At 62.5% G+C, this 18,554-nt stretch carries 13 protein-coding genes; 10 read left to right on the forward strand and 3 right to left on the reverse strand.

Going from position 1 to position 18,554, the window contains the following annotated elements:
* Nucleotides 1-17: 17 nt before the first annotated feature.
* Nucleotides 18-719, reverse strand: coding sequence for a 5'-methylthioadenosine/S-adenosylhomocysteine nucleosidase (gene mtnN, locus D7I37_RS10870; RefSeq protein ID WP_061794989.1), 702 nt, complete (start codon nucleotides 717-719; stop codon nucleotides 18-20).
* Nucleotides 720-848: 129 nt separating this feature from the next.
* Here mtnN and dgt point away from each other — a divergent pair, with 129 nt between their 5' ends.
* The 3 genes from dgt to D7I37_RS10885 all read left to right on the forward strand — a co-directional run bounded on the left by dgt (nucleotide 849) and on the right by D7I37_RS10885 (nucleotide 5,321).
* Entirely contained in the window at nucleotides 849-2,366 is a 1,518-nt protein-coding gene (gene dgt, locus D7I37_RS10875; protein ID WP_061794990.1) for a dGTPase, read from the forward strand.
* Nucleotides 2,367-2,545: 179 nt separating this feature from the next.
* Nucleotides 2,546-3,982, forward strand: coding sequence for a serine endoprotease DegP (gene degP / locus D7I37_RS10880; protein ID WP_129543669.1), 1,437 nt, complete (start codon nucleotides 2,546-2,548; stop codon nucleotides 3,980-3,982).
* A gap of 181 nt (nucleotides 3,983-4,163) precedes the next feature.
* Nucleotides 4,164-5,321: a CdaR family transcriptional regulator gene (locus D7I37_RS10885; protein ID WP_061795076.1), complete on the forward strand. Its 1,158-nt coding sequence runs from the start codon at nucleotides 4,164-4,166 to the stop codon at nucleotides 5,319-5,321.
* Between the two features lie 5 nt (nucleotides 5,322-5,326).
* Here D7I37_RS10885 and garD read toward each other — a convergent pair whose 3' ends face one another.
* Nucleotides 5,327-6,892, reverse strand: coding sequence for a galactarate dehydratase (gene garD / locus D7I37_RS10890; protein WP_095095773.1), 1,566 nt, complete (start codon nucleotides 6,890-6,892; stop codon nucleotides 5,327-5,329).
* A 473-nt stretch (nucleotides 6,893-7,365) separates the two neighbouring features.
* On the opposite strand from garD, the gene D7I37_RS10895 reads away from it, so the two are divergent.
* The 6 genes from D7I37_RS10895 (at nucleotide 7,366) to D7I37_RS10920 (ending at nucleotide 14,359) form a co-directional block, all read left to right on the forward strand.
* Nucleotides 7,366-8,712, forward strand: a complete 1,347-nt coding sequence (locus D7I37_RS10895) for an MFS transporter (protein ID WP_061794993.1) — start codon at nucleotides 7,366-7,368, stop codon at nucleotides 8,710-8,712.
* A gap of 10 nt (nucleotides 8,713-8,722) precedes the next feature.
* Nucleotides 8,723-10,060, forward strand: a complete 1,338-nt coding sequence (locus D7I37_RS10900) for an enolase C-terminal domain-like protein (protein ID WP_095095775.1) — start codon at nucleotides 8,723-8,725, stop codon at nucleotides 10,058-10,060.
* Nucleotides 10,061-10,080: 20 nt separating this feature from the next.
* Entirely contained in the window at nucleotides 10,081-11,421 is a 1,341-nt protein-coding gene (gene gudD, locus D7I37_RS10905) for a glucarate dehydratase (RefSeq protein WP_129543670.1), read from the forward strand.
* A gap of 42 nt (nucleotides 11,422-11,463) precedes the next feature.
* On the forward strand, nucleotides 11,464-12,234 hold the full coding sequence (garL, locus tag D7I37_RS10910) for a 2-dehydro-3-deoxyglucarate aldolase (protein ID WP_129543671.1): 771 nt from the start codon (nucleotides 11,464-11,466) through the stop codon (nucleotides 12,232-12,234).
* 30 nt (nucleotides 12,235-12,264) lie between these two features.
* Entirely contained in the window at nucleotides 12,265-13,155 is an 891-nt protein-coding gene (garR, locus tag D7I37_RS10915; protein WP_061794997.1) for a 2-hydroxy-3-oxopropionate reductase, read from the forward strand.
* Nucleotides 13,156-13,219: 64 nt separating this feature from the next.
* On the forward strand, nucleotides 13,220-14,359 hold the full coding sequence (locus D7I37_RS10920) for a glycerate kinase (protein WP_061794998.1): 1,140 nt from the start codon (nucleotides 13,220-13,222) through the stop codon (nucleotides 14,357-14,359).
* A gap of 12 nt (nucleotides 14,360-14,371) precedes the next feature.
* On the opposite strand, the gene barA is transcribed toward D7I37_RS10920, so the two are convergent.
* Nucleotides 14,372-17,137, reverse strand: coding sequence for a two-component sensor histidine kinase BarA (gene barA, locus D7I37_RS10925; RefSeq protein ID WP_129543672.1), 2,766 nt, complete (start codon nucleotides 17,135-17,137; stop codon nucleotides 14,372-14,374).
* A gap of 66 nt (nucleotides 17,138-17,203) precedes the next feature.
* Here barA and rlmD point away from each other — a divergent pair, with 66 nt between their 5' ends.
* Nucleotides 17,204-18,550, forward strand: a complete 1,347-nt coding sequence (gene rlmD / locus D7I37_RS10930; RefSeq protein WP_061795000.1) for a 23S rRNA (uracil(1939)-C(5))-methyltransferase RlmD — start codon at nucleotides 17,204-17,206, stop codon at nucleotides 18,548-18,550.
* Nucleotides 18,551-18,554 lie beyond the last annotated feature (4 nt).

Raw genomic sequence — 18,554 nt, forward strand, 5'->3', positions numbered from 1 at the left:
TGCAGCCCGGCTTCACATCAACCGCGCTTGGCCAGGGTCTGCAGCATGGCGTTGACCATCAGCGTGGACTGCTTGGCGGCCACGGAGAGGAACTCGTCAAAGCTCATGTGCGATTCGCTGTCGGCGACGTCGGAGATGGCGCGCACCACCACGAACGGCGTGCCGAACAGGTGGCAGACGTGGCCGATCGCCGCGGCTTCCATTTCAACCGCCGCAACGCGCGGGAAGGTGGCGCGAATGCGCGCCAGCGGTTCCGCGCCATTGATGAAGGCGTCGCCGCTGCAGATCAGGCCGCGCACCGCGTTCAGATCCAACTGTTTGATGCAGCTTTCCGCCAGGGCGATCAGCGCGTCGTCCGCCACGAAAGCCGCCGGGCAGCCGGCCATCTGGCCCGGCTCATAGCCGAAGGCGGTCACGTCGGCGTCGTGGTAACGCACCTCTTCGGAGACCACGATGTCGCCCACTTTCAAGGTGCTGGCCAGGCCGCCGGCGGAGCCGGTATTGATCACCAGGTCCGGCTGGCAATGTTCCAGCAGCAGGGTGGTGCCCATCGCCGCGGAGACTTTGCCGATGCCGGACTTCAGCAGCGCAACCTCAACGCCGCCGATCTGGCCGGTATAGATTTCACAGCCCGCACGTTGAATGGTCTGACGGTTTTCTATTTGATCGCGCAGCAGGGTGACTTCCTGCTCCATGGCGCCGATGATGCCTACTTTCATAAATAACACTCGCTGTTGGGGTGTGGGAATTGCGCCATAGTCTATCATGGCTGTCAGAGAGAGATAATCCGTTGCATCCGCCGTCGGGAATTGTTATCACGGGGGCTGGGCGCAACCGCGGAGAAACAGATGTCCGGGATCGACTTCAAACAAAAAATCAGCTTCCAGCGGCCATTCAGCAAACCGATCGAGGCCGAGGAAGAGTACGACATCGTGCGGCAGTTCGAGAGCGATCGCGGGCGCATCGTCAACTCGGCGGCGATCCGCCGTCTGCAGCAGAAAACCCAGGTGTTTCCGCTGGAACGCAACGCGGCGGTGCGCAGCCGCCTGACGCACTCGATGGAGGTGCAGCAGGTGGGGCGGCATATCGCCAAAGAGATCCTCAACCGCTTCAAGCAGGATGGGCGCATCGACGAGCTCGGCCTGGCCCGGTTGCTCGCGCCCTTCGAAAGCATCGTAGAAATGGCCTGCCTGATGCATGACATCGGCAATCCGCCGTTCGGCCACTTCGGCGAGTCGGCGATCAACGACTGGTTCGCCCAGCGGCTCGATCCCGCCAGCTGCGGCAGCGAGCCGGGCAGCCACGATCGCTGTCAGGTCGCGGTGCTGCGCCTGCACGAAGGAGAGAGCGATCTTAATCGGCTGCGCAGCCGCATCCGTCAGGACCTGAGCCATTTTGAAGGCAACGCTCAGGCGATCCGCATGGTCTATACCCTGCTGAAGCTCAATCTGACCTATGCCCAGGTGGGCTGCATCCTGAAATATACCCGCCCGGCCTATTGGGCGAGCGAGATCCCGGCCGGCCGCAGCTACCTGATGAAAAAGCCCGGTTATTATCTGGCGGAGGAAGCCTTCGTCGATCGGCTGCGGCGCGAACTGCATATGGGCGAATTCGATCGTTTCCCGCTGACCTATATTATGGAGGCCGCCGACGATATTTCTTATTGCATTGCCGATCTCGAAGACGCGGTGGAAAAAAATATTTTCACCGTCGAGCAGCTGTATCAGCATCTTATTCAAGAGTGGGGCGACATTGCGCCGGGGGATCTATTCGATAAAACCGTCGCCAGCGCCTTCCGTAAAATCGATAAGGGCGGCGCGCGGCGCAGCGCGGAAGATCAGTTCTTCATGTATCTGCGGGTATTTACCGTAGCGCGGCTGGTGCCGCACGCGGCGCAGCGCTTTATCGACAACCTGGACGCGGTGTACCAGGGCCACTTCAATCAGGCGCTGCTGGAAGACTCCAGCCCGGCCTACCAACTGCTGAAAATATTCAAGAATGTGGCGTTCAAGCACGTATTCAACCACCCGGAGGTGGAGCAGCTCGAGCTGCAGGGGTATCGGGTGATCAGCGGCCTGCTGGACATTTACAGCCCGCTGCTGGCGATGCCGCTGGGCGATTTTACCCAGCTGGTGCAGGAAGACAGCCACCGCGCCTACCCGATTGAAACGCGGCTGTTCCACAAGCTTTCCACCAAGCACCGGCTGGCGTATGTCGAAGCGGTTGAAGGGCTGCAGCATTTGTCGCAGGACCAGCAGGCGATCAGAGAATATTATTTCCGCGCGCGTTTATTGCAGGATTACATCAGCGGAATGACGGACCTTTATGCTTACGATGAATACCGCAGATTAATGGCGGCGGAATAATTCATACATTCAATAATTACCAGCGATTCCAAACGGTTGTCTGTCTCGAGTTTTGTAAAGACAGACAATATTTGTTTACTATTACCCATAATCTGCGCCGGAACTTCAGTGTATTAATTAACTCTGACTATGCACAAGACCGTAATACTTTTCTGCACGACTTTATAAGAGACACACAGATGAAAAAAACCGCATTAGTTCTGAGCGCACTGGCATTCAGTATCGGCATGGCGATGGGCCCGGTGACGGCCAACGCCGCCGAAACCGCCTCTTCCAGCACCCAGCAGTTGCCGAGCCTGGCGCCGATGCTGGAAAAGGTGATGCCTTCCGTAGTGAGCATCAACGTCGAAGGCAGCACCACGGTCAATACGCCGAGAATGCCGCAGCAGTTCCAGCAGTTCTTCGGGGAAGACTCGCCGTTCTGCCAGGACGGTTCGCCGTTCCAGGGCTCGCCGATGTGTCAGGGCGGGCAGACCGGCCCGGACGGGCAGCCGCAGGGCACGCAGCAAAAATTCCAGGCGCTGGGCGCCGGGGTGGTGATCGATGCGGCTAAAGGCTATGTGGTGACCAACAACCACGTGGTGGACAACGCCAATAAAATCCAGGTGCAGCTGAGCGACGGGCGCCGCTTCGACGCCAAGGTGATCGGCAAGGATCCGCGTTCCGACATCGCCCTGATCCAACTGAAAGACTTCAAGAATCTGACGGCCATCAAGATGGCGGATTCCGATCGGCTGCGCGTCGGCGATTACACCGTGGCGATCGGCAACCCGTATGGGCTGGGTGAAACCGCCACCTCGGGCATCGTTTCCGCGCTGGGCCGCAGCGGGTTGAATATCGAAAACTACGAGAACTTCATTCAGACCGACGCGGCGATTAACCGCGGCAACTCCGGCGGCGCGCTGGTCAACCTGAACGGCGAGCTGATCGGCATCAACACCGCGATCCTGGCGCCGGACGGCGGCAATATCGGCATCGGTTTCGCCATCCCGAGCAACATGGTGAAAAACCTGACCGCGCAGATGGTCGAGTATGGTCAGGTGAAACGCGGTGAACTGGGCATTATGGGCACCGAGCTGAACTCCGAGCTGGCCAAGGCGATGAAGGTCGACGCGCAGCGCGGGGCGTTCGTCAGCCAGGTGATGCCGAAATCTTCCGCCGCCAAGGCGGGCATCAAGGCCGGCGACGTGATCGTCACCATGAACGGCAAGGCCATTTCCAGCTTCGCCTCGTTCCGGGCGGAGATCGGCACCCAGTCGGTCGGCAGCAAGATGTCGCTGGGCATCATCCGCGACGGCAAACCGCTGACCGTCGACGTGACGCTGGAGCAGAGCGCCCAGACTCAGGTGGAGTCCGGCAATATCTATACCGGCATCGAAGGGGCCGAGTTGAGCAATACCCAGCTCGGCGCGCAGAAAGGCGTCAAGGTGGACAACGTCAAGGCCGGCAGCGCCGCTGCGCGCATCGGCCTGAAAAAAGGCGATGTGATCCTGGGCGTGAACCAGCAGCCGATCCAAAATCTGGGCGAACTGCGCAAAATCCTCGACAGCAAACCGTCGGTGCTGGCGCTGAATATCCAGCGCGGCGACAGCCAGCTGTATCTGCTGATGCAGTAATCGCCCCCGGCAGGCAACGCAAGGCACGCTTCGGCGTGCCTTTTTCATGCCATAAAAGCGAAACTGTGAACCTCGCCACAACTCCAGCGGCTGCCGCCCAGCTTTGGGCAACTGCACAATGTGCCCGACGATCGCCGTCGCTATGCTGGGCGTTTGGCACTTTTCCGGGCAGGAGATAGGCATGTCGGAATACCATCTCGATGGCAAACTGGCGCAGGAAATCGTCGCGCGCACCATGAAAATCATCGGCAGCAACGTCAACGTGATGGATGCGCGCGGCAAGATTATCGGCAGTGGCGATCGTGAACGGGTGGGGGAGCTGCATGAAGGGGCGCTGCTGGTGCTGTCGCAGGCGCGGGTCGTGGATATCGACGAAGGGGTGGCGCGGCATCTGCACGGCGTGCGTCCCGGCGTGAATCTGCCGCTGCGCATCGGCGGGCGCATCGTTGGCGTCATTGGCCTGACCGGCAATCCGGGCCAGCTGCGCCAATATGGCGAACTGGTGTGCATGACCGCCGAAATGATGCTGGAACAGGCGCGGTTGCTGCATATGCTGGCGCAGGACAGCCGGCTGCGCGAAGAGTTGGTGCTGAATCTGATCCGCACCGACGAACTCTCGCCGGCGTTGATGGAGTGGGCGCAGCGTTTGGGCATCGATCCGAACCAACCGCGGGTGGCGGCGGTGGTGGAGGTCGACAGCGGCCAGCTGGGCGTCGACAGCGCCATGGCCGAGCTGCAGCAGTTGCAAACGCTGCTGACCATGCCGGAGCGCGACAACTTAATCGCCATCGTTTCGCTGAGCGAAATGGTGGTGCTGAAACCGGCGCTCAACGGCCATGGGCGCTGGGAGGCCGAAGAGCATCGACGGCGGGTCGACAATCTGCTGTCGAGAATGAATGAAAGCAGCCGGCTGCGGGTGCGCATCGCGCTGGGCAACTACTTTACCGGCCCGGGCAGCATCGCCCGTTCTTACCGCACCGCGCGCACCACGCTGGCGGTCGGCAAGCAGCGCATGCCGGAACAGCGCACCTACTACTATCAGGATCTGATGTTGCCGGTGCTGCTGGACAGCCTGCGCGGCGGCTGGCAGGCGGATGAGCTGACGCGCCCGCTGGCGCGGCTCAAGTCGATGGACGGCAACGGCCTGCTGTTGCGTACGCTGGCCGCCTGGTTCCTGCATAACGTACAGCCGACGGCGACCGCCAAGGCGCTGTATATTCATCGCAATACGCTGGAGTATCGCCTCAATCGCATCGCGGAGCTGACCCGGCTCAACCTGGCCAGCTTCGACGATCGGCTGTTGTTGTACATCAGCCTGCAGTTGGATGCCGATGCCTGAGCGCTTCAGGTCACCGGCGCCGGGTTGAACACCGCCAGCGCATTGTGCAGCCCCCATTGATCCGACCAGGTTTGCTTGCGCCCGCTGGCGATATCCAGCATCAGTTCAAACAGCTGCCAGCCGACCTGCTCGATGGTGGCTTCGCCGCTGGCGATAGTGCCGGCATTGATGTCCATCAGATCGTACCACCGCTCCGCCAGCGCGTTGCGGGTCGCCATCTTGATCACCGGCACCGCCGCCAGGCCGTAGGGGGTGCCGCGGCCGGTGGTGAACACCTGCAGCGTCATGCCGGAGGCCAGCTGCTGCGTGCCGCAGACGAAGTCGCTGGCGGGGGTAGCGGCGAAAATCAGCCCGCGTTTGCTGGGGCGCTGGCCGGGCGACAGTACCTCGACGATGGCGCTGCTGCCGGACTTGGCGATGGAGCCCAGCGCCTTTTCCACCACGTTGGCCAATCCGCCCTTCTTGTTGCCGGGCGAGGGGTTGGCGCTGCGATCGCTTTGCCCGGCTTCGAGATAGGCGTCGTACCAGGCCATCTCCTCCAGCAAGCGCTTGCCAACCTGTTCATCCGCCACCCTGGGGGTCAACAGATGCACCGCGTCGCGCACTTCGGTGACCTCCGAGAACATCACGGTCGCGCCGCAGCGCACCAGCAGATCGGCGGCGTAGCCCACCGCCGGGTTGGCGGTGACGCCGGAAAAGGCGTCGCTGCCGCCGCACTGCATGCCGACCACCAGCTCAGAGGCCGGGCAGCGTTGGCGGCGGCGAGCGTTCAGGCGCTGCAGATGGCGTTCGGCTTCCCTCAGGATGTCGTCGATCATCGATTTGAAACCCACATGTTTTTCATCCTGCAGGCGCACGATGCGCTGTTCGTCGAGCGAAATGGCCTGAACGTCGGGCGTGCCCTGCAGCAGCCGTTCCGGCTGCAGCTTTTCGCACCCCAGCCCGACAATCATCACTTCGCCGCCGAAGTTGGGATTGAGCGCCAGATTGTGAAGGGTGCGGATCGGCACCGCCGCCGCCGGGGCGTTGATCGCCACGCCACAGCCATAGAGGTGGTTGAGGGCGACGACGCCGTCCACCTGCGGATAGCGCGGCAGCAGGTCGCGTTCGATGATCTTCACCGCATAATCGACGACGCCGGCGACGCAGTGCACGCTGGTGGTGATCCCCAGCAGGTTACGGGTGCCGACGCTGCCATCGGCGTTGCGGTAGCCGTCGAAGCTATAGCCTTCCAGCGCCGGCAGCGCGGCGGGCACCTTATTGGCCAGCGGCAGGCGATGCAGCTCCGGCGCCGCGGGCAACGACACCAGCGACTCGTCTATCCAGCAGCCGCGTGCAATGGCGCGCAGCGCATGGCCGATGATTTCGCCGTAGCGGACAATATCGCCGCCTGCGGGAATATCGCGCAGCGCCACCTTATGGCCCTGAGGCACATGTTCCAGCAGCTGCAATCCGCAGGGGAACCGGGCGCCTTTGGCGAGCCCATTGTTATTGACGACGATGGCGACGTTATCGTCCTCATGGACTTTTATATAAAGCGGTGTTTCATCGTTGTTATTAATTTCAGACATGCTCATTATCCTGGGTCTGATTATTCTTGGTGGGCGCTGTAAATAATAACCGGCACGTTTGCTCATTAATCAGTATAAGCGCGGCGTTGGCGCGCGGCATTATGCAAATGACCGGGATTGGCGTGCGTTGGCGGCGAATTATTTGGCATCGGACCAGCCGATTGTGAGGCCGCTCACGTTACGGGGCGCTGCGGCGGCTTTTCGTGAGCCAGCCGCCATTCCCTTGGGCAGATGCCATAAATTGCCGAAGATATTGTCGTTATCCTTGGCATATTGCCCGATGAGCTCGCCAGTCGGGGCGAATATACTTTTCTACGTAGTGAAATTCATTGGATATAAACATTGCCGCTGAGGTATTAACCGCACCGCTCAATGTTGGCCGCAATTTAATTCAATCGATTTCATTCTGAGATATTAACTCTATCCGTAGTTCAGGATGAATATAGCAAGCCGCTATCATTCAGGAGAACACAATGTCGACAATCAGCTCCGCAGCGAGTTCGATCAAGAGAACCCACACCCGATACTGGATCGTGGTGATGCTGTTCATCGTGACCTCGTTCAACTACGGCGATCGCGCCACCCTGTCGATAGCCGGATCCGCCATGGCCAAGGATATCGGTCTGGATCCGGTGGGCATGGGCTACATCTTCTCGGCTTTCTCATGGGCCTATGTCATCGGGCAGATCCCCGGCGGCTGGCTGCTGGACCGCTTCGGTTCGAAACGGGTCTATTTCTGGAGCATCTTCATCTGGTCGCTGTTCACCCTGCTGCAGGGCTTTGTGGATATCTTCAGCGGCTTCGGCATCGTGGCGGCGCTGTTCGCGCTGCGTTTCCTGGTGGGGCTGGCCGAGGCGCCGTCTTTCCCCGGCAACAGCCGCATCGTCGCCGCCTGGTTTCCGGCGCATGAGCGCGGCACCGCGGTATCGATATTCAACTCGGCGCAGTACTTCGCCACGGTGATCTTCGCGCCGATCATGGGGTGGCTGACGCACGCCGTCGGTTGGTCGCACGTGTTCTTCTTTATGGGCGGGCTGGGGATTGTGCTCAGCTTCATCTGGCTGAAGGTGCTGCACGATCCCCAGGATCATCCGGGCATCAACCAGGCCGAGCTGGACTATATCGAAGCCGGCGGCGCGCTGATCAACATGGATCAACCGCAGCTGAAAAAGCGCCAGGCCAAAGGCGAGAAGTGGCATCAGATCAAGCAGCTGCTGCGATCGCGCATGATGGTCGGGGTTTATATCGGCCAGTACTGCATCAATGCGCTGACCTACTTCTTCATCACCTGGTTTCCGGTGTATCTGGTGCAGGCGCGCGGCATGTCGATCCTCAAGGCCGGGATGGTGGCCTCGGTGCCGGCCATCTGCGGTTTCCTCGGCGGCGTGCTGGGCGGCGTGATCTCCGATTATCTGATGCGCCGCACCCAGTCGCTGACCTTCGCCCGCAAGACGCCGATCGTTCTCGGCATGCTGCTGTCGATGTCGATGGTGTTCTGCAACTACGTCAGCGCCGAATGGATGGTGGTCGGCATCATGGCGCTGGCGTTCTTCGGCAAGGGCATCGGGGCGCTCGGCTGGGCGGTGATGGCGGACACCGCGCCGAAGGAAATCAGCGGCCTGAGCGGCGGGCTGTTCAATATGTTCGGCAATATCTCCGGCATCGTCACGCCGATCGCCATCGGTTACATCATCGGCACCACGGGATCGTTTAACGGCGCACTGGTGTTTGTCGGCATTCACGCGCTGCTGGCGGTGGTGAGCTATCTGTTCATCGTCGGCGAAATCAAACGTATCGAACTGAAACCGCTGCGGAGTTAAGGAAAGCATCATGAGCAACACGCAAAGCACGCCGATCATTACCGATATGCGCGTCATTCCGGTCGCCGGCCACGACAGCATGCTGTTGAACATCGGCGGCGCGCACGGGGCCTGTTTTACCCGCAACATTCTGGTGCTGACCGACAGCGCCGGGCATACCGGCGTGGGCGAAGCGCCCGGCGGCGAGGTGATTTACCGCACGCTGGCGGACGCCGCGCCGCGGGTGATCGGCCAGCAGCTGGCTCGCATGAACCGGCTGGTGCACGATATTCACTGCGGCAATCAATCAGCCGATTTCGACGCCTTTGGCCAGGGCGCCTGGACCTTTGAGCTGCGGGTCAACGCGGTGGCGGCGCTGGAGGCGGCGCTGCTTGATCTGATGGGGCAGTTCCTCGGCGTGCCGGTTGCGGAACTGCTCGGGCCGGGCCGCCAGCGGGACGAGGTTGAGGTGCTGGGTTACCTGTTCTATATCGGCGATCGGCAAAAAACCGACTTGCCGTACCAACCCGGTGAGCGGGGGCGCCATCCCTGGTATCACCTGCGACACCAGCAGGCGATGGACACGGCGGCGATCGTCGAGCTGGCCGCGGCGGCGCAAGATCGCTACGGCTTCCGGGATTTCAAGCTGAAGGGCGGCGTGCTGCCGGGCGAACGGGAGATCGACGCGGTTTGCGCGCTGGCGAAAAACTTTCCCGATGCGCGCATTACCGTCGATCCCAACGGCGCCTGGCTGCTGGACGAGGCGATCGCACTGTGCAAGGACATGCGCGGCATCCTCAGCTACGCCGAGGATCCGTGCGGCGCCGAACGGGGCTTTTCCGGCCGCGAGGTGATGGCGGAGTTTCGCCGCGCCACCGGGCTGCCGGTCGCCACCAACATGATCGCCACCAACTGGCGCGAGATGAGCCATGCGGTAATGCTGCAGGCGGTGGACATTCCGCTGGCGGATCCGCATTTCTGGACCATGCACGGCGCGGTGCGCGTCGCCCAGCTGTGCGATGACTGGGGGCTGACCTGGGGCTGCCATTCCAACAATCACTTCGACATTTCCCTGGCGATGTTCACCCACGTCGGCGCCGCCGCGCCGGGCAAACCCACCGCCATCGATACCCACTGGATTTGGCAGGAAGGGCAGCACCTGACCCACAATCCGCTGCAGATAGTCAATGGGCGCATCGCGGTGCCGGATCGTCCCGGCCTGGGGGTGGAGCTGGACTGGAACGCGCTGGAACAGGCGCACCGCCTGCATCAGCAACTGCCTTCCGGCGCGCGCAACGACGCGGCCGCCATGCAGTATCTGGTGCCAGGATGGCAGTTTGATCGTAAACGCCCGGCCTTTGGCCGCTGATTTTTCTCGAGGAGACCCTGATGACCACACTCAGTAGCGCAGCCAAAATTACCGCCATGCAGGTGGTGCCGGTCGCCGGCCATGACAGCATGCTGTTGAACCTGAGCGGCGCGCATGCGCCGTTTTTTACCCGCAACATCGTGATCCTGCAGGACAACGCCGGCCATACCGGCGTCGGGGAAGTACCGGGCGGCGAAAACATCCGCCGCACGCTGGAAGACGCCCGGCCCTGGGTGGTGGGGAAAACCCTGGGCGAATACAAGAACGTAATGGCGGCGGTGCGCAGCCGCTTCGCCGAACGCGACGCCGGCGGGCGCGGCCAGCAGACCTTCGATCTGCGCACCACCATCCATGTGGTTACCGGCATCGAGGCGGCGATGCTGGATCTGCTCGGCCAGTTGCTCGAGGTGCCGGTCGCGGCGCTGCTGGGCGACGGCCAGCAGCGCGATTCGGTGGAAATGCTCGGCTACCTGTTTTATCTCGGCGATCGCAATAAAACGCCGCTGCCTTATCAGAGCCAGCCGGATCAGCGCTGCGACTGGTATCGGCTGCGGCATGAAGAGGCGCTGACGCCGGCGGCGGTAGTGCGGCTGGCGGAGGCGGCGTATGAAAAATACGGCTTCAACGACTTCAAGCTCAAGGGCGGCGTGCTGGCCGGCAGTGAGGAAGCCGAAGCGGTGAGCGCGCTGGCGGAGCGTTTCCCGCAGGCGCGCATTACGCTGGATCCGAACGGCGCCTGGTCGCTGAACGAGGCGATTTCCCTCGGCAAACAGCTGCGCAACGTGCTGGCCTATGCCGAGGATCCGTGCGGCGCCGAGCAGGGCTTCTCCGGCCGCGAGGTGATGGCGGAGTTCCGCCGCGCCACCGGGTTGCCGACCGCCACTAACATGATCGCCACCGACTGGCGGCAGATGGGGCATACGCTGCAGCTGCAGGCGGTGGATATCCCGCTGGCCGACCCGCATTTCTGGACCCTGCAGGGGTCGGTGCGGGTGGCGCAGATGTGCCACGAGTTCGGCCTGACCTGGGGATCGCATTCCAACAACCACTTCGACATTTCCCTGGCGATGTTCACCCACGTCGCCGCCGCCGCGCCGGGGCGCATCACCGCTATCGATACCCACTGGATCTGGCAGGAAGGCAACCAGCGCCTGACGCATGAGCCGCTGCAGATTATCGGCGGGCGGGTTGAGGTGCCGAAAAAACCGGGGTTGGGGATTGAGTTGGACCGCGATCGGCTGATGAAGGCTCACGAACTCTACAAGACGCATGGGCTGGGCGCGCGCAACGACGCCCAGGGCATGCAGTACCTGGTCACTGACTGGGCCTTCGACGCCAAACGTCCGTGCCTGGTGCGCTAGCGCCGCCAACCCCTATTTCACGCTCAACTACAAGGATACGCCATGAAAAGTCGCCTGCTTCCCAATCGCTTTCGCCGTTCGTTGCTGCAGGGAGAAACCCTGATCGGCTGCTGGTCGGCGCTGGGCAGCCCGATAACCACCGAAGTGCTGGGGTTGGCCGGGTTCGACTGGCTGGTGCTGGACGGCGAGCATGCGCCCAACGACGTCGCCACATTCATACCGCAGCTGATGGCGCTGAAGGACAGCGACAGCGCGGCGGTGGTGCGCCCGCCGTGCAATGAGCCGGTGATCATCAAACGCCTGCTGGATATCGGTTTCGACAATTTCCTGATCCCGTTCGTCGAGACCGCGGAGCAGGCGCGATCGGCGGTGGCGTCGACTCGCTATCCGCCGGCGGGCATCCGCGGCGTGTCCGTTTCGCATCGCAGCAACGGTTACGGCACGGTGCCGGATTACTTCGCCGCCATCAACGACAACATCAGCGTGTTGGTGCAGATCGAAAGCCAGGCGGGGGTGACCAATCTGGACGAGATCGCTGCGGTGGAGGGCGTCGACGGCATTTTTGTCGGCCCGGGCGACCTTTCCGCGGCGCTCGGCTATCTCGGCCAGCCGAATCATCCGCAGGTGCAAGCGGCCATTCGCCATATCCTGGAGCGAGCGGCGGCGCACGGCAAACCGAGCGGCATTTTGGCGCCGGCCGAAGCCGATGCGCGTCGCTATCTGGAATGGGGCGCGCGCTTTGTCGCGGTCGGCAGCGATCTCGGCGTCTTGCGCGGCGCCACCCAGGCGCTGTGCGATCGCTTTAAAAAATAACCTATTGCTGATGGAAAATGAGGTAACCGAATGAAAATTGGATTTATTGGCCTGGGCATCATGGGCAAACCGATGAGCAAAAACCTGCTGAAGGCCGGCTATTCGCTGGTGGTGCTCAACCATCATGCGGACACCACCGCCGAGCTGGCGGCGCTGGGCGCAACCGCGGCGGATACGCCCAAGGCGGTGGCGGCGCAGAGCGATATTCTGATCACCATGCTGCCCAACTCGCCGCAGGTGCGGCAGGTGGCGCTGGGGGAAAACGGCATCATCGAAGGCGGCAAACCCGGCTTGGTGCTGATCGACATGAGCTCGATCGCGCCGCTCGCCAGCCGGGAAATCAGCGCCGCGCTGGCGGAAAAACAGATAGCCATGCTGGATGCGCCGGTCAGCGGGGGCGAACCCAAAGCGATAGACGCGACGCTGTCGGTGATGGTCGGCGGCGACCGGGCGGTGTTCGACCGCTGTTTTGAGGTGATGAAAGCGATGGCCGGCTCGGTGGTGCACACCGGGGAGATCGGCGCCGGCAACGTCACCAAGCTGGCGAACCAGGTGATCGTGGCGCTGAATATCGCCGCCATGTCCGAGGCGCTGGTGCTGGCGACCAAGGCCGGGGTGGAGCCGGATCTGGTGTATCAGGCGATTCGCGGCGGACTGGCGGGCAGCACGGTGTTGGACGCCAAAGCGCCGCTGGTGATGGACCGCAATTTTAAACCGGGTTTCCGCATTGAATTGCACATCAAGGATTTGGCCAATGCCCTGGACACCTCGCGGGAAATCGGCGCGCCGCTGCCGCTGACCGGCGCGGTGATGGAAATGATGCAGGCGCTGCAGGCCGATGGGCTGGGGGCGGCGGATCACAGCGCGCTGGCCCGCTATTACGAGCGGTTGGCGCGGGTGGAAGTGGCGCGTCAGCGTTGACGGAGCGTCGATGCCGCCGAGCGTTGTCGTCAAGGAACTGGGCAGTTGAGGAAGCGGGCAGTTTATGAAAATAGTGATCGCGCCGGATTCATATAAAGAAAGTTTGTCGGCCCTGGAGGTCGCGACCCAGATTGAAGCGGGGTTTCGCGAAATCTTTCCCGATGCCGAATACATCAAATTGCCGCTCGCCGACGGCGGCGAAGGCACCGTGGAGGCGATGGTGACCGCCACCGGCGGGCGCAAGGTGGACGTTGAGGTCACCGGTCCCCTGGGCGAAAGGGTGCGGGCCTTTTTCGGCCTGTCCGGCGACGAGCGGAGCGCCTTCATCGAAATGGCCGCCGCCAGCGGTTTGGCATTGGTGCCGGGGCGCAAGCGCAACCCGCTGAACACCACCTCTTACGGCACCGGCGAGCTGATCCGCGCGGCGCTGGATCGTGGGGTAAAGCACTGCATCATCGGCATCGGCGGCAGCGCCACCAATGACGGCGGCGCCGGAATGGTGCAGGCGCTGGGGGCCAGGCTGCTGGATAAAGACGGCAACGCGATAGGGTTTGGCGGCGGCTGCCTGGAGCAGCTCGCCGCCATCGACCTCAGCGGGTTGGATGCGCGCATCGCGCAGTGCCGGTTCGAAGTGGCTTGCGACGTGACCAACCCGTTAACCGGCCGGCAGGGCGCCTCGGCGATTTTCGGCCCGCAAAAGGGGGCGACGCCGCAGATGGTGGAGCAGCTCGATCGCGGGCTGCGGCATTACGCCCGGGCGATAGCGCGGGATATGCATATCGAGGTCGGCGAAGTGCCCGGCGCCGGGGCGGCCGGCGGCATGGGGGCGGCGCTGCTGGCGTTTTGCCACGCCGAGCTGCGGCCGGGCATCGAGATAGTCACCGAAGCGCTGGGCCTGGATGCGTTGGTGCGCGACGCCACGCTGGTGATCACCGGCGAGGGGCGCATCGACAGTCAGAGCGTCAACGGCAAGGTGCCGATCGGCGTGGCGCGCGTCGCCAGGCGCCATCATAAACCGGTGATCGGCATTGCCGGCAGCCTGACGGCCGACGTCGGCGTGGTGCATCAGCATGGGCTGGACGCGGTTTTCAGCGTGCTTTACAGCATCTGCACGCTGGAGGAGGCGCTGGCCAATGCCGCAGACAATGTGCGCATGACCGCGCGCAATATCGCCGCCACCTTGCTGCTGGCGCAGCGGCCTTAATCGTTACGCCCCTCAATCCCGCGGGGCGATATTTCCCGCTCGGGCCGTGGCGTCGTTGCCCAAATGGGCGCGCGCCGCCTGGCTAACCAGCTCTATTTCATCCAATAGCTCCAGCCACTCCGGCTCCAGCTGGTCGTGGCCGACGCCCAGGCGCAGCTGTTGCTCAAGGTAGAAGCACAGCTGCTTCAGGCGCGGTACGCCGCTGTAGCTGCAGCTGCCGTGCAGCTTGTGGATCAGGTCGAGGATGTCGTCGTCCGGCTGGCCGTCGAGCAGCACCTGCACCCGCTCGCGAACCTGCGGCAGGAAGTCGAGCAGCATTTGCAGCAGATCGCGCGCCAGATCCTGCTTGTTGGCCGCCTGGCGCAGCGCCAGCGGCCAGTCGAGCGACAGGGGGGGCTCACCGGCCTGCCGCGGCGCGGCCGGCGGCTCGCCGCTGTGGTAGCGCGACAGCACCCGGGTCAGCATCGCTTCGTCGATCGGTTTGGCCAGGTAATCGTCCATGCCGGCCTGCAGCAGATGTTCACGCTCGCCGCTGACCGCATGGGCGGTAACGGCGACGATCGGCGTCGAATTGTGGTGCGGCAGCTGGCGAATCAGTTCGCTGGTGCGAATGCCGTCGATCTTCGGCATCTGAATATCCATCAGGATCAGGTCCAGCACGTTGTCGCGCGCCAGCTCCAGCGCCTCTTCGCCGCTTTCGCACAGCAGGGTTTTCTCCACCTGTTCCGCCAGCAGCGTGCCGATCAGCTTCAGGTTGGCCGGGTTGTCGTCGACCGCCATCACCGTCAGCGGCAGGCGTTTACGCTCCGGCTGCGCGCTGAGGCGCAGCGGCGCCTCCATCCGCAGCAGCGGGAACAGACGGTTGCTGGTGATGGGTTTGATCAGGCAGCCGAGCGCGCCCAGCTGTTTCAGCCGTTCGGCGTTGATTTGCGACTGGCACGGCAGCGCCAGGATCACCCGGCCGGCGACCTTCAGCGCGGCCAGCAGCTTGTCCTCATGCTGCGCCATATTGGTGCGGAATGGGATCGGCACGCCGACCAGCAGGAAGTCGTATTCGCTTTGCGGCAGCTGGGCCAGCGTCGGCGAGTGGGTGATCACCAGCGGGGTGATGCTGAGCATGTTGAGCGTCGCCTGCGCCGCGGTCGGGTTGGATTCGATATAGGCCAGCGTCTTGCCGCGCAGGTCCGGCAGGCTTGGCGGCAGCGACAGCATGCTCTCGTTCAGGTCGAGCTGGATATGGAACCAGAAGGTCGAACCGCGGTTCAGCTGGCTGTGGAAGCAGATATCGCCGCCCATTTCCTTCACCAGCTTTTGGGTGATCACCAGCCCGAGGCCGGTGCCGCCGTGGCGGCGGGAAATGCTGGCGTCGGCCTGACGGAACGCCTGGAACAGCTGCGACTGCTGGCGCTCGGAAATGCCGATGCCGGTATCGTGGATCTGCACTTCAAGCTCCACCCGACGCTCCAGCTGTTTGCGCAGCTCGACGCGGATGTCGATGTTGCCGGTCTCGGTAAACTTGACCGCGTTGCCCAGCAGGTTGGTGATGATCTGCTGCAGGCGCAGCGAGTCGCCGATCACCTGTTCCGGCACGTCGTTGTGCACGTCCAGCGTCAGTTCCAACCCTTTATCGTGGGCGCTGGGGGCCAGCAGCACGATCACCTCATCCAGCGTTTCGCGCAGCGAGAAGGGGATGTGCTCCAGCACCAGCTTGCCGGCTTCCAGCTTGGAGAAGTCCAGCACGTCGTTGATGATGGTCAGCAAATTATTGGCCGAGCGTTCGATGGTTTGCAGATAGTCGGCCTGGGTGACGCTCAGGTCGGTTTTCAGCATTTGACGGGTAAAGCCGATAACGCCGTTCAGCGGGGTGCGCAGTTCGTGCGACATGTTGGCCAGGAATTCGGATTTGATGCGCGCCGCTTCCTGGGCGCGTTTTTTCGCCAGATCCAGCTCGACGTTCTGGATCTCCATCTGTTCCAGCGTTTCACGCAGATCGGAGGTAGCCTGATCGATATTCTGCTGCATCTCTTCGTGGTAGGCGGTGAGCGACATCGCCATCGAGTTGATGCCGTTCTTCAGCATATGCAATTCGCCGAGCATGAAACCTTCGACGCGGCTGTCGAGCTGGCCGCGGCGGATGCGGTCGACGGTATTCACCATATTGCGGATCGGGCCGGTCACGTCGCGCATCAGGCGGTAGGCGAACAGGATGGCGATGCACATGCACAGCAGCAGCAACAGGGTGGAGACGAACACCTCTTTGTACTGCTGCAGCCGCACCGACTGCAGATCCAGCTCGATAGCCACATAGCCCAGGTTGTTGTCCGGATGGCTGCCGCCGTCGGCGGTTTCGTCCGGATATTGGCTTTCCGACAGGATCGGCGTGCGCAGGATCAGCGAATCGCCGCGCCGGGTCAGCATCAGATCGGTGGGGAATGGCACACCTTTCGGCAGCTGCAACTGGGCGAAGTTGTGATGATAATTGGACGTGACAAACAGGTTATTCTGCGCATCGAACACCGTAATCGAACGCACGATGTCCGAATGGCGGCGGTGCAACAGGCTGACCAACTGCCTGACCGATTCGCGGCTGCGGAACGTCATGCCGTACTCGCTGGCCACCGCCAGCGGCTCGATGATGCTGGCGCCGGCGTCCACCAATTGCTCCTGCAGCTCGTTGTAGCGGTGCACCACGAAGAAGGTGCTGAGCAGCAAACCAATCAGCAGGGTCGGGGCCAGAATCAGGATCATCATGCGCGCACGCAGGCTGTATTTGGTCATGGGATTCCAATGTGGGAGAATTGACGGCTGACACTAGCTTAATGAACCAGCACACAATCGACAAATATGGCGCAATTCTACTCTCCCAAACGCCGCGTGACGACCCGGCAGAGCTTACAAATATTGACCGTGACGGTCAGCGACCTCGATCCCTTCGGCCAGGGCGTGGCGCGCCACAACGGCAAGGCGGTGTTCGTGGCGGGCGTGTTGCCCGGCGAACAGGCGGAAATTCAGCTGACGGAAGACAAGCGTCAGTTCGCCAAGGGCAAGCTGAAGCGTCTGCTGACCCGCAGCCCGCAGCGGGTTGAACCGCGCTGCCCGCACTTTGGCGTTTGCGGCGGTTGCCAGCAGCAGCATGCGGATGAGGCGCTGCAGCAGCAGAGCAAAGCGGCGGCGCTGGTGCGCATGATCGCCCGCGAAACCGGCGTTACGCCGCCGCAGGAGCCGGTGATCGCCGGGCCGCAATACGGCTATCGCCGCCGCGCCCGCCTGGGCCTGGCCTGGCAGCCGAAGCTGCAGCGGCTGGCGATGGGCTTTCGCCAGGCGGCCTCCAGCGAGCTGGTGCCGGTGAGCCATTGCCCGGTGCTGCGTCCCGAACTGGAACAGCTGCTGGCGCCGCTGCGCGATTGCCTGAGCGGGTTGCAGGCCGTGCGGCGTCTGGGCCACGCCGAGCTGGTGTTGGCGGACAACGGGCCGGTGCTGGTGCTGCGTCATCTCGACGCGCTGAAGGAGGAGGATCGCCAGGCGCTGCTGGCGTTTGCGCAGCAAAAAAGCGTAACCATTTATTTGGCGCCGGACAGCGATCGGCTGGAAAAACTGTGCGGTGAAACGCCGTATTATCAGGTCGACGGGCTACGCTTAGACTTCAGCCCGCGGGACTTCATTCAGGTCAATGACGCGGTAAATCAGCAAATGGTGGCGCAGGCCCTTGAATGGCTCGAGGTTCAGCCCAATGATCGGGTATTGGACCTGTTCTGCGGCATGGGCAACTTTACCCTGCCGCTGGCGCGGCGCGCCGCGGCGGCGGTGGGCATAGAAGGTGTTGCCACGCTGGTGGCGAATGGGCAATATAATGCACATAAGAATATGCTGAATAATGCCTCCTTCTTCCACGAGAACCTGGAGGAGGACGTTGCGCGGCAACCTTGGGCAGCACAAGGATTTGATAAAGTGATGCTGGATCCTGCCCGTGCCGGTGCGGCTGGAGTGATGTCACACATTGTAAAACTGGCGCCAGGGCGGGTGGTTTACGTTTCCTGTAACCCCACCACGCTGGCACGCGACAGCAAAGTGTTGCTGGACGCCGGTTATCGTCTTGCGCGCGTGCGGATGCTGGATATGTTTCCGCACACGGGGCATCTTGAGTCAATGGCGCTGTTTATCAACGACACTGCGCCAGAGGTCGCTGCATAGTAGG

The organism is Serratia sp. 1D1416 (assembly GCF_003641105.1).
Classification (GTDB): domain Bacteria; phylum Pseudomonadota; class Gammaproteobacteria; order Enterobacterales; family Enterobacteriaceae; genus Serratia; species Serratia ficaria.

Coding starts and splice junctions, on each gene's coding strand:
- gudD (WP_129543670.1), top strand. CDS start 10,081: ATGACCACACTCAGTAGCGCAGCCAAAATTACCGCCATGCAGGTGGTG.
- D7I37_RS10920 (WP_061794998.1), top strand. CDS start 13,220: ATGAAAATAGTGATCGCGCCGGATTCATATAAAGAAAGTTTGTCGGCC.
- D7I37_RS10885 (WP_061795076.1), top strand. CDS start 4,164: ATGTCGGAATACCATCTCGATGGCAAACTGGCGCAGGAAATCGTCGCG.
- rlmD (WP_061795000.1), top strand. CDS start 17,204: ATGGCGCAATTCTACTCTCCCAAACGCCGCGTGACGACCCGGCAGAGC.
- garD (WP_095095773.1), bottom strand. CDS start 6,892: ATGTCTGAAATTAATAACAACGATGAAACACCGCTTTATATAAAAGTC.
- degP (WP_129543669.1), top strand. CDS start 2,546: ATGAAAAAAACCGCATTAGTTCTGAGCGCACTGGCATTCAGTATCGGC.
- D7I37_RS10900 (WP_095095775.1), top strand. CDS start 8,723: ATGAGCAACACGCAAAGCACGCCGATCATTACCGATATGCGCGTCATT.
- dgt (WP_061794990.1), top strand. CDS start 849: ATGTCCGGGATCGACTTCAAACAAAAAATCAGCTTCCAGCGGCCATTC.
- garL (WP_129543671.1), top strand. CDS start 11,464: ATGAAAAGTCGCCTGCTTCCCAATCGCTTTCGCCGTTCGTTGCTGCAG.
- garR (WP_061794997.1), top strand. CDS start 12,265: ATGAAAATTGGATTTATTGGCCTGGGCATCATGGGCAAACCGATGAGC.
- D7I37_RS10895 (WP_061794993.1), top strand. CDS start 7,366: ATGTCGACAATCAGCTCCGCAGCGAGTTCGATCAAGAGAACCCACACC.
- barA (WP_129543672.1), bottom strand. CDS start 17,137: ATGACCAAATACAGCCTGCGTGCGCGCATGATGATCCTGATTCTGGCC.
- mtnN (WP_061794989.1), bottom strand. CDS start 719: ATGAAAGTAGGCATCATCGGCGCCATGGAGCAGGAAGTCACCCTGCTG.